13 protein-coding genes are annotated in these 13,454 nt (G+C 69.0%); 10 read left to right on the forward strand and 3 right to left on the reverse strand.

Translation table 11 applies throughout. The features are described from left to right. Positions 1 to 294 precede the first annotated feature (294 nt). A complete protein-coding gene (locus ABZU52_RS28980; RefSeq protein ID WP_354974126.1) occupies positions 295 to 1,488 on the forward strand; it encodes an endo-1,4-beta-xylanase in 1,194 nt (397 codons plus the stop codon). A 200-nt stretch (positions 1,489 to 1,688) separates the two neighbouring features. Beyond that, complete coding sequence (locus ABZU52_RS28985) at positions 1,689 to 2,030, forward strand: metalloregulator ArsR/SmtB family transcription factor (RefSeq protein ID WP_354974137.1); 342 nt, start codon at positions 1,689 to 1,691, stop codon at positions 2,028 to 2,030. A 22-nt stretch (positions 2,031 to 2,052) separates the two neighbouring features. On the opposite strand, the gene argS is transcribed toward ABZU52_RS28985, so the two are convergent. Next, positions 2,053 to 3,771 (reverse strand): arginine--tRNA ligase, encoded by a 1,719-nt coding sequence (gene argS / locus ABZU52_RS28990; protein ID WP_354974127.1) that lies wholly within the window; start codon positions 3,769 to 3,771, stop codon positions 2,053 to 2,055. Between the two features lie 349 nt (positions 3,772 to 4,120). Here argS and ABZU52_RS28995 point away from each other — a divergent pair, with 349 nt between their 5' ends. Continuing rightward, positions 4,121 to 4,885, forward strand: coding sequence for a hypothetical protein (locus ABZU52_RS28995; protein WP_354974128.1), 765 nt, complete (start codon positions 4,121 to 4,123; stop codon positions 4,883 to 4,885). 179 nt (positions 4,886 to 5,064) lie between these two features. Next, positions 5,065 to 5,553, forward strand: a complete 489-nt coding sequence (locus ABZU52_RS29000; protein WP_354974129.1) for a nitroreductase/quinone reductase family protein — start codon at positions 5,065 to 5,067, stop codon at positions 5,551 to 5,553. A 280-nt stretch (positions 5,554 to 5,833) separates the two neighbouring features. Here ABZU52_RS29000 and ABZU52_RS29005 read toward each other — a convergent pair whose 3' ends face one another. Further along, positions 5,834 to 6,109, reverse strand: coding sequence for a hypothetical protein (locus ABZU52_RS29005; protein WP_354974130.1), 276 nt, complete (start codon positions 6,107 to 6,109; stop codon positions 5,834 to 5,836). 100 nt (positions 6,110 to 6,209) lie between these two features. Here ABZU52_RS29005 and ABZU52_RS29010 point away from each other — a divergent pair, with 100 nt between their 5' ends. The 6 genes from ABZU52_RS29010 (at position 6,210) to ABZU52_RS29035 (ending at position 10,948) form a co-directional block, all read left to right on the forward strand. Beyond that, the gene (locus ABZU52_RS29010; protein ID WP_354974131.1) at positions 6,210 to 6,980 is read left to right on the forward strand and encodes an aminoglycoside phosphotransferase family protein; all 771 of its coding nucleotides are present in this window, start codon (positions 6,210 to 6,212) and stop codon (positions 6,978 to 6,980) included. A gap of 544 nt (positions 6,981 to 7,524) precedes the next feature. Continuing rightward, a complete protein-coding gene (locus tag ABZU52_RS29015; RefSeq protein WP_354974132.1) occupies positions 7,525 to 7,974 on the forward strand; it encodes a hypothetical protein in 450 nt (149 codons plus the stop codon). Between the two features lie 129 nt (positions 7,975 to 8,103). Continuing rightward, a complete protein-coding gene (locus ABZU52_RS29020; RefSeq protein WP_354974133.1) occupies positions 8,104 to 8,256 on the forward strand; it encodes a hypothetical protein in 153 nt (50 codons plus the stop codon). Between the two features lie 3 nt (positions 8,257 to 8,259). After that, on the forward strand, positions 8,260 to 9,057 hold the full coding sequence (locus ABZU52_RS29025) for an inositol monophosphatase family protein (protein ID WP_354974134.1): 798 nt from the start codon (positions 8,260 to 8,262) through the stop codon (positions 9,055 to 9,057). A gap of 114 nt (positions 9,058 to 9,171) precedes the next feature. After that, positions 9,172 to 9,576 carry a superoxide dismutase, Ni gene (gene sodN, locus ABZU52_RS29030; protein WP_354974138.1) on the forward strand — a complete coding sequence of 135 codons (405 nt, stop codon included), beginning with the start codon at positions 9,172 to 9,174 and terminating at the stop codon, positions 9,574 to 9,576. Between the two features lie 61 nt (positions 9,577 to 9,637). Further along, on the forward strand, positions 9,638 to 10,948 hold the full coding sequence (locus ABZU52_RS29035) for a radical SAM protein (protein WP_354974135.1): 1,311 nt from the start codon (positions 9,638 to 9,640) through the stop codon (positions 10,946 to 10,948). Positions 10,949 to 11,161: 213 nt separating this feature from the next. Here the strand turns inward: ABZU52_RS29035 and ABZU52_RS29040 are convergent, their stop codons facing one another. Next, positions 11,162 to 12,715, reverse strand: coding sequence for a polysaccharide lyase family 1 protein (locus tag ABZU52_RS29040; protein ID WP_354974136.1), 1,554 nt, complete (start codon positions 12,713 to 12,715; stop codon positions 11,162 to 11,164). Positions 12,716 to 13,454 lie beyond the last annotated feature (739 nt).

The following is a 13,454-nucleotide window of genomic DNA, read 5'->3' on the forward strand; positions in this document are numbered from 1 at the left end:
CGCCGCGATGACGGCGCCGCGCGGTCGGGTCGGGCCGCCGCCGGTCCTGCGCCGCCGCCGGCCTCCGAAAGTTTCGACCGCTAGCCGCTCAGCGCCACGCAGGTCATGTGATGAATTTCCGGAAGTTTTCAGCGTTGACGCCCAGACATAGATCGGCTTAACGTTTCGAGCAAGTTTCCGGTTTCCGGCCGGAACTACCGGCGTCACCAGCCCTGCCCGCGCCTGCGCCCACCAACACCGGACTCTCACCTCCTAGATCGACATCTATCTATTGATCGACTGGAAGGGAAGCACATGAAGTTGAGACAGTGGTCGACCGTCGGCCTGGTCGCCGTCGCGACCGTCGCCACGCTGAACACGGTGCCGGCCACCGCGAGCCGGCCGTACGACCCCACGACGCAGAGCCTCGCCACCCTCGGCCTGCGCCACGGCCTGCACGTCGGCACCGCGGTGAACATGGATGCCCTCAACGACGCCAGCGACCCGCAGTACCGCAAGCTGGCCTCGTCCGAGTTCTCCTCGGTCACCGCCGAGAACGTGATGAAGTGGGAGAGTCTGGAGCCCACCCGCGGCACCTACAACTGGGCGCCGGCCGACCAGTTCGTGGAATTCGCCAAGCGCAACCGACAGAGCGTGCGCGGCCACGTGCTGGTCTGGCACAACCAGCTGCCCGCCTGGCTGACCAGTGGCGTCGCCGACGGCTCCATCAGCAAGCAGGAGCTGCGCGAGCTGCTGCGCAAGCACATCACCACAGTGGTGAACCGCTACAAGGGCAAGATCTGGCAGTGGGACGTGGTCAACGAGGCGGTCAGCGACCCGTGGGACACCCCGTCGACCCTGCACTACAAGGGTTTCTGGGCACAGAACCTCGGGCCCGGCTACATCGCCGACGCGTTCCGCTGGGCCCGGGCCGCCGACCCGAAGGCGCTGTTGTTCTACAACGACTACAACATTGAGGCGTTCGGCTCCGGCAACCCGGCGGACGACAAGACCCAGTTCGTGTACGACATGACCAAGAGCCTGCGCGCCCAGGGTGTCCCGATCGACGGCGTCGGCTCCCAGGGTCACCTGGGCACCCAGTACGGCAACTTCGACACCCTCCAGGTGACCGCCGCGCTGAAGAAGTTCGGCGGGCTCGGCGTCGCGACCGCGTTCACCGAGGTCGACGTCCGCAGCCAGCTGACCGAGGGCGTCCAGGCGGGCAACTCGGAGGAGATCAACCCCCGGCTACAGGCGTCGGCCGCAAACTTCAGCGTGCTGATGAAGGCGTGCCTCGCCGTGCGGAGCTGCCTGTCGTACACGGTCTGGGGTTTCAGTGACAACCATTCATGGGTGCCAGGCTGGTTCGACGACCCGCCGGAGGGCCTGGCCACCATCTACGACGAGAACTACCAGCCCAAGCGGGCGTACCAGGAGTTGAAGTCCGACCTGATCTTCGCCGGGCCGCCGTACGTCCTGCCCCGCATCGCGCCCAAACCCCGCCGCTGACGTCCAATATCGCCATAGGGCCGTGTGGAGCTTCGGGAAGCTCCACACGGCCCTCGTGCCAGCACGGACGTCGACGTTCGACTCACGTTCGGTGGTTCCGTTCCGCCATCCGGACGCCATCGGAGGTCTGGTGCCGGTTCTGCCGGCTTATTGATGGTGTTGGTGTCACTATGGCAGGCGTGGGAACTGCGAAAACTGCCATGCCTGCGATCTCGCCGCTCACCGGCGATCCCATCAAGCGGGCCGATGCCGAGCGGCTAGCGGGGGTGCTGAAGGCCTTCGCCGATCCGGCGCGACTCCGGTTGCTCAGCCTGATCCAGTCCGCGCCGGAAGGTGAGGCGTCCGTGAGTGACCTCACCGCGGCGCTCAATCTCTCCCAGCCGACGGTGAGTCATCACCTGCGGATCCTCACCGAGGCCGGCCTGCTCGAACGCGACAAGCGCGGGGTCTGGGCGTTCTACCGCCTGGTGCCCTCCGCGATCGCGCAGATCGCCGACCTGTTGACGCCGCCCCGGAAGCGGGCGACGAAGAGGGCCCGCTGACCGGGCCGGGAGGCTGGCCCGGTCACATCCGCTCCAGCGTTCGGATGCCGAGCAGGTCCAGCCCCTGCCGCAGGGTCCGGGCGGTCAGCTCGGCCAGCAGCAGCCGGCTCTCCCGCAGCTCGTCGGACGCGCGCAACACCGGGCAGCGCTCGTAGAACGCGTTGAAAGCGGTCGCCAGCCGGTGCAGGTACCCGGCGAGCTGGTGGAGTTCGAGGCTCCGCTCCACCTCGCCGACCACCCCGGCGAAGCCGAGCAGCTCGACCGCGAGCGCCCGCTCCGCCGGCTGCGCGAAGACGATGGGCGCGTCCGCCCGCGCGGCGGTCCCGGCCCGCCGCAGCACCGACCGGATCCGGGCGTACGCGTACTGGAGGTAGGGCGCGGTGTTGCCGTCCAACGCCAGCATCCGCTCCCAGTCCAGGACGTAGTCAGTGGTCCGGTCGACGGACAGGTCCGCGTACTTGATCGCGCCGATGCCCACCGCGCGGCCGATCTCGTCGGCGGCCGCGGCGTCCAGTTCCGGGTTCCTGCTCCGGGCCAGGTCGGTGGCGCGGGCGACCGCCTCCTCCAGCAGCCTGACCAGCTTCACCGACTCACCGGCCCGGCTGCGCAGCATCCGCCCGTCGGCGCCGAGGATGGACCCGAAGCCCAGATGCTCGGCCCGGACCGGCGGGCGGAGCCAACCGGCCGCCTCGGCAACGGCGAACACCATCGCGAAGTGCTGCCGCTGCGGCAGGCCCACGACGTACAGCAGCCGGGTCGCGCCCAGCTCACCGACGCGCTGCCGCAGCGCGGCCAGGTCGGTGGCCGGATAGCCGTACCCACCGTCACTCTTGCGCACGATCAGCGGCGACGGTTCGCCGTCCCGGCCGGTGAACCCGGGCGGGAAGACGCAGTCGGCCCCGCCGCTGGGTTGCAGCAGCCCCAGCCGGTCCAGGTCGTCGACGACGCCCGCGAGCAGATGGTTGTAGGCGCTCTCGCCCCGAAAGTCGGCAGCGGACAACCCCACGTCGAGCAGGTCGTACACGGTCAGGAAGTACCGCTCGGACTGCGTCACCAGCAGCCGCCACAACCGCCGGGTCCGCTCGTCGCCGCCCTGCAACGCGACCACCCGCAGCCGGGACCGTTCCTGGAACGCCTCGTCGGCGTCGAACTTCACCCGGGCCGCCCGATAGAAGGTGTCCAGGTCCCCCATCGACAGGTTCTGCGCGGCTTCGGCCTCACCCAGGTCGACGAGGTGCTCGATCAGCATGCCGAACGGTGTCCCCCAGTCACCCAGATGGTTGACCCGCACCACGCGGTGCCCGAGCCAGGTGAGCAGCCGCGCCGCCGCGTCGCCGATGACGGTCGAGCGGAGATGCCCGACGTGCATCTCCTTCGCCACGTTGGGCGCCGAGTAGTCGACCACCACGGTCTGCGGCGTCGCCGTCGACGGCACGCCGAGCCGGGCGTCGCCCGCCAGCCCGGCGACCAGGTCGGCCAGCGCCCGGTCGGCAAGCGTCAGGTTGACGAAACCCGGCCCGGAAACCTCGGCCGACACGCCGATGTCGTCGAGCACCGCGTGCGCCAGCACCGCTGCGGCGATGTCCCGCGGCGGGCGGCCGAGCCGCCGGGCCAACGCCAGTGCCGCGTCGGACTGGAAGTCCGCGCGCGGAGACCGCCGCACGAGCGGGTCGACCGGGCCGCCGGCCACCGCCGCGAACGCCGGTGCCAGCCGGTCGGACAACAGCTTTTCAAGATCCATGAGTACGCCGATCTCGCTCGGACCCGCGCTGTCACGCGAGCCGTAGACGGGGAGATGCGGGCGGACCGAGGACGACCAGCGAACGACCGGCGGCTCGATCCGCCGGTCGCAGGAAACAGGTCAGCGGGGGCGGGCGACGGATCGCCGGCGTCGCTCCGCACCGAACTGGACGTGACCCGACAGTCCGGTGGCGCACGAAGCGATTACGCTGGTCATGCGGGGCAGCCTAGTGGCCCGGTCGATGTGACGACACCTCAATTCCGGTGGCCCGGTCGATCTCCGCGCCGCCGGGCGGTCGTTTCGGTCGGCTCGGCGCAGGGCACTTCCCCGGCACCGACGAGGGGTGATGATGAGCCGACACACACCACTGCCGCCGGCAGGTACGCGACGCGCGCTCGCGCTGCTCCCGCTGCTCGGCACCATCGCGCTGGCCGCCGCCTGCACCACCACCGATGATCCGCCCGGCTCAGCCCCGGCGACCACCGCACCGACGACCCCGTCGGCGTCAGCGCCCCCGACGGACCCACCATCTCCGAGCGCGAGCACCCGGGTGACCATCCCGACCTCGGCCTTCGTCGAGTTGCCCGCCGAGCTGCGGAAGTCGCCTCGGCGGACGACGCCGGTCGCGGAGGCCCTGCCGAAGCTGTGTGGCAACGAGTTCGGCACCGGCGGCCGGCAGGTCACCGCGAGCGCCGCGATGACCGTCACCTACCAGACGGCCGGCGCGCCGTCCAGCAACGTGCCGCAGGGGATGATCCACCAGACCATCTTCACCTTCGACGGCGCAGGGGCCTCTGCCTACCTGGACCGTCTCCGCACCGCCGTGCAGGCGTGCCCCTCGTACGACCAGGCCGGAAACCGCGTCACCGTCACGAGCGAGGTGCTGACCGGGGTCGGTGGCGAGTCGTTGCTGCTGACCCGGACCTGGCCCGAGACGAGCCTGAACGGCGAACGCGCCGGCCACACCGCGTCCAGCCAGATCGCCGTGGCCCGCGTCGACAGCACGGTGACAGTCTTCGACGACGAGGGGTGGGAGGGCACCAGCGGCAACCCGGCCATCCTGGACCGGGTCGTGCGGGACGGCGTACGCGCCATCGACGCCTGGCAACGGTAGCTCACCCGACTGCCGCTGAGTCGGGGCTTCCACCGATCGGTCCGATCCTCGGTCGGATCATGGACATCAGGACGCGCGCTGTGCTCGCGCCGGGAGACTTTGGGCTCTCGGTCCACAGTGGGGTTACCGGACGCGGCAGCCTGCCGGGCCATCAGCAATGGTCGGTGGAGGAGGTCGTCATGTCCGATGCTCAGGAGACGAAGGCACCGTGGCTCCCGCCGCGGTGGTTCATCCGGCTGGCCTGGTCGGTGCACCGCGGCATGTACCGGGTCACCGGCAGCCGGGTCGGGCTGTGGCGACCGCGCGAGCACCGCTGGGGCACGCTGCGGCTGACCACGACCGGTCGCCGCACCGGTCAGCAGCGCAGCGTCATCATCGCGTACCTCGAGGACGGCCCGAACCTGGTCGGGGTGGCGATGAACGGGTGGGGCGAGGGCGCCCCCGCCTGGTGGCTCAACCTTCAGACCCACCCGGACGCGTCCGTCGATCTGCCCGACGGGCGGCGGCTGGTCCGCGGTCGGGCCGCCACCGACGACGAGCGGGCGCGGCTGTGGCCACGCTGGCGCGAGGCCGACAAGAACTTCGACGCCCACGCGGCGCGGCGATCGTCGGAAACCACAGTGGTGGTGCTGGAGCCCAGATCGGACGGCGACTCCGCAACACGCTGATGCGCCGCCAGCCCGGGAGACAACCGCTGCGGTACGCCACCTCGAGCGCGTACATCCCGGGTGGTAGGCCCGTTGGCAACTTCGGCATGACGACTCACCCGCAGTCCGGTTCCTACGGCGTCCTCGGCGCGGGGGTCGGGCGCGGAGGACGGCTCATCCATGATCAGCAGTTCGGCGTCGCGCAGGAACCCGCGTTCTCTGAACTCGGACATAACGACGGCGGCTCCCGCCCAGCCTCTTGCGGGGGCGGGAGCGGATGTCGCCAGTTCGATGTGCTGCCTCAGGCGGTGTCCTCCGACGGTAGGTCCTCTCCGAGCGCGCGCCGCATCCGCATGTTGAGTCCGCGAACGGCGTCGCGCAGTTCGGCCTTCGAGTCTGTCTCCACAAGGCTGAGTCGCACCAGGTCGCGCCGCAGCCGCGTGAGCAGTGCGTCGATGACCTCTTGCGGGCCTTCGTCGATGACAAAGATCAGTTCGAGGTGTGCGGCCACACCGATGAGAACCTTCAGATCTTCTTCACTCAGGTGGCCGGTACCTGCCCCGTTCATCTCAGTCATTTTCGTACCAGCTCGTTCTCCGCTGTCAAGACTGTCGATCTTCGTCGGTCCCCGAAATGGGCGCTGGTGTAACCCGGCCACCCCGGTATCGTGGCTGCGCATGGTCGATCACCAGGTGCTCCAGGACGAGCCGCATCGTCAGGTCGTACGCATCGGCGACACAGTGCGCCGTCCCATGCACCCATGGTCCCCCACCATCCACGAGGTGTTGCGGCACCTGGAAGACGTCGGATTCCCGCATGCGCCTCGGTTTCTCGGTATCGATTCGGACGGCCGGGAGGTTCTCACCTACATCGACGGCGAGTCGGGTGGCGCCGCGTGGGCCAAGGTCGTCGAAGATGCCGGGCTGGTCGCGATGGCACATCTCCTGCGGGATTACCACGATGCCGTACGCGGCTTCCGCCCGACCGCCGGGTCGGGGTGGGCCGCCTGTGCCGGCAGCTTCGACACCGATGATCTGGTCTGCCATGGTGACTTTGGACCATGGAATCTGGTGTGGCGAGGCTACCAGCCGGTAGGCATCCTGGACTGGGACTATGCATGGCCGGCGCCACCCATCCACGACGTCGCCTACGCCTTGGAATACGTGACACCGTTCCGCGACGACCGCGTGTGTGTCGAGTCGTTGCGCCATCCCGCACCGCCGGAGCGGCTACGGAGATTGGAACGATTCGCCGCGGCGTATGGGCTGACGACGACCATTGGTCTCGTTGACGAAGTCTTCGCCCAGCAGCATCAGGTGTGGCTGCGTGCCCGGCAACTCGCCGCAGAAGGACGACAGCCCCAGGTCACCTGGCAGGAAGCCGGCGTCCTCGACGAGGTCGCGGAGCGGATCCGGTGGAGTCGCGCCAACCGACGCCTGTTCGAGTGACCAACCAACATCGGGCTCCAACAACTGGTCCGGCCTACGCCATCCGCTCATCAAGCAGGAGAGGGTGGGAGGATCGCGCCTGAGCGGCTGGGGTCTTTCATCGCCGCGTCTCGAGCGAGCTCGATCGACCGGCGGTGAGGCGAACATCGGCATTCCGAGGTGGACAGGCGCCTCGCGGGCAGTGTGCATGGCCTTGAGCTTTTGGGCTGCGGCCGCCATGGTGGTCTCGATCGCGGCGACCTCGCCCAGCCAGCCCTGTTCCCTGGCTTCCTGCAGCCGGTCGGCGAGGTTGGCGTGGATCTTTTCCAGCCGCGGCGCCGAGCGCCTCGGTCGCGGCCGCGCGCATCCTGGCGAGGTCGGCCGCGTCGTCCGGGTCCGGTACCTGGCCGAGCGCCGCGAACGCGGCATCCGCGACACCGATCATCCGGGCGCGACAGCGCTCCACACCGATCAGGAATCGAGAAGCCCCGGACCGCCGTCCGGCCTAGCCTTTTCCCAGGCAGCTGGCAGTACGCCCAGCCTGACGACGAGAGGGAGACCGACCATGTCCGCGAAGACCACCGCCACCGAATCCGACGGCTTCAGCGCCGAGGAGCGCGCCGCGATGAAGGAGCGCGCCGCCGAACTACGCGCTGAAGGCAAGAAGGGCGCGAAGAAGGCCGACGGGTTGCAGGCGGTCCTCGACCGGATCGCGCAGATGGAGCCGGAGGACCGCGCGCTCGCTGAGCGCGTCCACGTGACGGTGACCGCCGCCGCCCCGGGCCTGGCGCCGAAGACCTGGTACGGGATGCCCGCCTACGCGAACGAGGACGGCAAGATCGTCGTCTTCTTCCAGGACTCGGGCAAGTTCAACTACCGGTACTCGACGCTGGGCTTCCAGGACCCGGCCAACCTCGACGACGGAGACCTCTGGCCGGTGGCGTACGCGTTGCAGCAGTGGAGCCCGGCGGTGGAGAAGAAGATCACCGAACTGGTGCAGACAGCGGTTTCCTGAGCTACCGCCGCCGCATCCGCCCGTCGGCACGGCATCGGACGATCGCAGCGGATGGCCCTTCCTGGCCCGACCGACCTGAGGTGAGCGATGATCGGGGCCGGCGACTGAGGGAGGCACAGTGCGGACGATGTGGCGCAGGCCGCCAGCGGCGACACGAGCAGCCCGGTGACGGCCCGGGCCGGTCAGGCGTTCGACACCGGTCGGGCGGTGTCCGACGTCGAGACGTTGCTCGCCGGGGAACTGCCCGGGGACGGCACCCCGATCACCGAACTGCCGGACTGACCCGTGCCGACAACAGATCATGCCGTGGCCATCGCGGCGGCGGAGGCCGGAGCCGCTGTCGTCCGCGCTCGATACGGGTCGCCGCTGACCCGCTTCATGAAGATCGGCGACGACTTCGCCACCACCGCCGACATCGAGGCGGAGGAGGCCATCCTCGACGTCCTGCGCGGGGCGCGTCCACACGACGCCGTGCTGGGCGAGGAGAGCGGACGCACCGGCACGGGCGAGAACGGACGCACCTGGCTGGTCGACCCGCTCTGCGGCACGTTGAACTACGCCGCCCGCACCATGCTGGTCTCGGTCAACGTCGCGCTGCACACCGGGACCGGCAGCGCCGTGGCCGCGTCGGCGGACCCGTTCAGCGGTGAGGTGTTCTGGACCGACGGCAGTGCCGCGTACGTCCGCTGCGCCGGCACGGACGAGCGACTGGTCCCGTCGGCCGAGTCGAAGCTGGTCGACGTCAACCTCGACCCACCATTTCCCAGCCGGGACGTCTTCCTGGCCGCCCGGATGCTCGCCGACGAGGACTTCATCGACCAGTTCCACCCACGGGTGGTCTCCACCAGCCTGGCCGTGGCGTGGGTCGCCGCCGGTCGGCGCGCCGCCTACCTGACGGACCGCCACGACCTGGGCCGCAGCGTCCACTTCGCGGCCGGAATCGCCCTCTGCCAGGCGGCCGGTTGCGTGGTCACCGCGCTCGACGGCGAACCGCTGCACACCGGTGGGAATGGTCTCGTCGTGGCCGCCGACGAGCGGACGCACGCCGCCCTGCTGACCCTCGTCCGGAAGCAGGCCTCGTGATCGACTCGGTATTGACATGAAGCGCGGTTGAAGTTCTAGCGTCCCTAGATGATCACGTCAGGGCCACCGCGTCCGGACGTACGTCACCCGAGCGCCACCGTCGAAGGGATCCTGATGTTCCTGTCCCGCCTGCTCCGCCCGCATACCGTCGCGAGCGCCCACTGCGACCTGCCCTGCGGCGTCTACGACCCGGCCCAGGCCCGGATCGAGGCCGAATCGGTCAAGGCGATCTCCGAGAAGTACCAGGCCAGCGACGACCCGGAGTTCCGCACCCGGGCGCTGGTCATCAAGGAACAGCGGGCCGAGCTGGTCAAGCACCACCTCTGGGTGCTCTGGACCGACTACTTCAAGGCGCCGCACTTCGAGAAGTACCCCCAGCTGCACGGGCTCTTCAACGAGGCGACCAAGCTGGCAGGTGCCGGCGGCGCGAAGGGCGCCGCGGACCCGGCGGTCGCCGAGCAGCTCCTCGCCAAGATCGAGAGGATCTCGAAGATCTTCTGGGAGACCAAGCAGGGCTGATCAGTCGGCACCGGGTGGCACCCGCCACCCGGTTCGGCGTACCACGTTCGGGAGGAACCGCATGACGTCGCGCACCGACCTCGTCGAAGAGTTGATGGGCCGTTTCCCACACGTGCCGCGGGAGGCGGTCCTCAAGGAGGACCTGCTGCGGGGCGGGCTCGCCTTCGACGACGCGGCACTGACCGACAACGAGCACGGCGACGTCAAGCCGAAGTCGTACTTCATCTTCTCCTTCGATCACCGGACCCTGCCGGAGCTGGGGACGGCCGCGCTGCGCCGGCCACCGGAGGAGATCGTGCTCACCGGGGGTCCGTACGAGCTTCGTCGGACCGTCGTGTCGGTCCGCACCAACCCCAGCTCGCCGTACCGCGTCGGCACCGACAGCGACGGTCGACTGCGCCTGTTCCTGGACGGACGGCCGATCGCCGATGTCGGGCTGCCCCCGATGCCGGCGTACTACCGCCACACGCTCGCCAACGGCAAGTCGGTGATGGAGGTCGCCCCGACGATCCAGTGGGGCTACCTCATCTACCTCACCGCGTTCCGGGTCTGCCAGTACTTCGGCGCCAAGGAGGAGTGCCAGTACTGCGACATCAACCACAACTGGCGGCAGCACAAGCAGGCCGGCCGCCCGTACACCGGGGTCAAGCCCGTCGACGAGGTCCTCGAGGCCCTGGAGATCATCAACCAGCACGACACCGACCGCGCGTCGCAGGCCTACACGCTCACCGGTGGCAGCATCACCTCGCAGGTCAACGGGCTGGCCGAGGCCGACTTCTACGGGCGGTACGCGCAGGCGATCGAGGAGCGGTTCCCGGGACGGTGGATCGGCAAGGTCGTGGCCCAGGCGCTGCCCCGAGCCGATGTGCAGCGGTTCCACGACTACGGGATCCGCATCTACCACCCCAACTACGAGGTGTGGGACAAGCGGTTGTTCGAGTTGTACTGCCCGGGCAAGGAGCGGTACGTCGGTCGGGAGGAGTGGCACCGGCGGATCCTCGACTCCGCCGAGGTGTTCGGCCCGCGCAATGTGATTCCGAACTTCGTGGCGGGCGTCGAGATGGCCGCCCCGCACGGTTTCACGAGCGTCGACGAGGCGATCGCCTCCACCGCCGAGGGGCTCGACTACTTCATGTCCCGGGGGATCACGCCCCGGTTCACCACCTGGTGTCCGGAGCCCACCACACCGCTCGGCCGAACGAACCCGCAGGGTGCGCCGCTCGAATACCACGTCCGTCTGCTGGAGGTCTACCGGGCGACCATGGACGCGCACCGGTTGTCCAGTCCGCCCGGCTACGGCCCCGCCGGGCCGGGGCGAGCGGTCTTCTCGGTCAGCTCCTTCATGGACACCCTGCCGTCCACGGATTCCTGACGGACGCGCCCGGCTGACCCGCTCACGTCGATGCGCCAAGAAGCGGTATGCCTCAGAGGCATATTCATACCTCTGAGGCATACCGCTCACCACCGCGTCCGTCCCGACGAAGGTGACCCGACGGTAACCGGCCTGGCCACCGCCCGCCGGTCCGACAGGTCGGCGACGACTCCGCTGCGCGCGCAGCACCAGCCAGGATGAGGACTTACTCGTCTAGCTGGCGTACGTCTCGAACTCGCCGACGCGTGGCGTACCGCCGGAGCTGTTGATCTTGAAGTTGATCTTGCTCATCGCGGTCGCCGAGAAGGTGATCGAACCGGCCCCGTTGCCGGCGGCCAGGACGGCGCCGTTGTCGTTGTTGATCAGCTGCCAGGACCCGATGGAGCCCTGGGTGCCGGACGGTTCGCGGATCACCACCCGGGACACCTGCGTCGCGGAGCCCCACTTGATCGAGATCGTGCCGGTTGAACCGGCCGGCGACCAGTAGGTGCTCAGGTTGCCGTCGCGCACGTTGCCGTAGCTGGTCCCGCTGGCCTTGCTGGAGCCGTCGGCACCGGCACCGAGGCTGAGGTTGGTCCCGCCGGTGGGCGGCGGCGTCGTGGGCGGCGGGGTCGTGGGAGGAGGTGTGGTCGGCGGCGGCGTGGTGGGCGGAGGCGTCTGCGGCGAGCAACTGCCGTTCGACACCCTCAGGCCCGTGTTGGCGCCGACCGTCTGACGGACGATGTCCGGCACGCAGCTCGCCCCGTCCAGGCTGTACGGGTACGGAATGCTGACCGTGGTGTTGGAAGTCGGGTTGGGTCCGGCCGGGTAGTTCTCGCTGCCGGCGCTGGACCAGGTCACGTTGTCGAAGACGTTGCCGCCGACCTGCCAGTAGCCACGCTCGTTGGTGTAGAAGGTGCCCAGGACGTCCTTCGAGTCGCGGAAGTAGTTGTTCTCCACTTTGGCCCTGGCCCCCGCCCGGGAGTTGATACCGGACTCGTGCAGGCTCACGTAGTGGTTGTTGTAGATGTGGGCGACACCACCCCGCAGCAGCGGCGTCCGGGAGTCGATGTTCTCGTAGAGGTTGTGGTGGTACGTGATGAAGCCGTTCGACAGGTCGCTCTCACTGGACCCGACGAGGCCGCCGCGACCGGAGTTGCGCAGGACGCTGTAGGAGAGCGTCACGTACTGGGTGTTGTCCTTCATGTCGAAGAGGCCGTCGTACCCCTCCGACTCCCCACCGGATGCCTCCAGGGTGACGTGATCGACCCAGACGTTGCGGACCGTGCTCTCCATGCCGATGGCGTCCCCACCGTTGGAGGTGGGCGAGCCCGACTTCTTGACGTTCCGCACTGTCACGTTCTGGATGATGATGTTGCTGGAATCGCGGATGTGGATGCCGAGCTGGTCGAAGACGGCGCCGCCGCCGACCCCGATGATGGTGACGTTGCTGATCTGCTTGAGCTCGATCACGCCCGCCGCGGTGTTGCAGCTCGACCCCGACACCTTGCTGGTGTTGCCGTGGTTGATGGTCCCGCTGACCTCGATGGTGATCGGAGTGCTGCTGCTGGTCCGACCGCACAGCGCCGCGTGGATCGCCGTGCCCGTGGTGGCCCGCACCGTCTGCCCGCCCGCGCCGCCGGTGGTCCCGCCGTTCTGGGTGGCGTAGCCGGTGGCGCTGCCGACCGCGGCCGACGCCTGCGGGGTCGGCAGGGCCACCCCGACCGCGATCACCACGGCCGCCGTGGCCAGCACCGCCTGACCTCGCAACCCGACTGGTCGTCTCATGTCGCCTCACCTTCGCATTCGTCCCGGCCCAGGCTCCACCTCGACGGACATCGCGACCGCAGCTGCCGACACGCGTCATTCAGAAATTGTCGACAGTCAATCGCAAGGATTTCATCGAGGTCTCGGGTGCCCTGGCAGAAGCAGGGATGTGTGGTGCGGGTGGGGTGCCACTGGGGACACCACTCGCCCGGCCGTTAAATGAAACATCGATGTAACGCAATCGTAGGAAAGCGGTTTCCCTGAAGGCAATAGCTGGCGCTTGCAGGTTTGTTGCAGTGCTCTCGCGGGGCCGGCCGAGCGGGTCACGCTCTCAAAGGCGCATTCTGCGGGCCTGTTGAGCGCGGGCTATTGACAGCGCCGGGCCCGCCACCGATGCGCCGGACACCCGCGCCGACCACCGATCGGGCAAGACACCCGAGCAGGCCGCCGACCTGGTGCGCTACACCGAGTACCCGGACGCCGCGTTCTCGTTGCCGGACTACCACGCGGCGTTCGGACCGACCTACGAGGACACCACCATCCTGCGCTGGCTGCTCCACCAGTCCAAGCCCTGAGGCCGAGGGCCGGCGACGCCCCGCCACGATCCGGCAGCGCGAACTCCGCGCGCCGACGGGTCACCGGCGGGCGTCGCCCACCTCGGGCTCGGCTGGTCCGGCCAAGGACGGTCCCTCCAGCCCCTACCCCGACCTCGGTGATCATGAAGTTGTTGCCACCGTCCACGGCGTGTCGGGGCAACAAC

The sequence above is a fragment of the Micromonospora sp. NPDC005220 genome (genome assembly GCF_040607895.1).
GTDB lineage: Bacteria > Actinomycetota > Actinomycetes > Mycobacteriales > Micromonosporaceae > Micromonospora.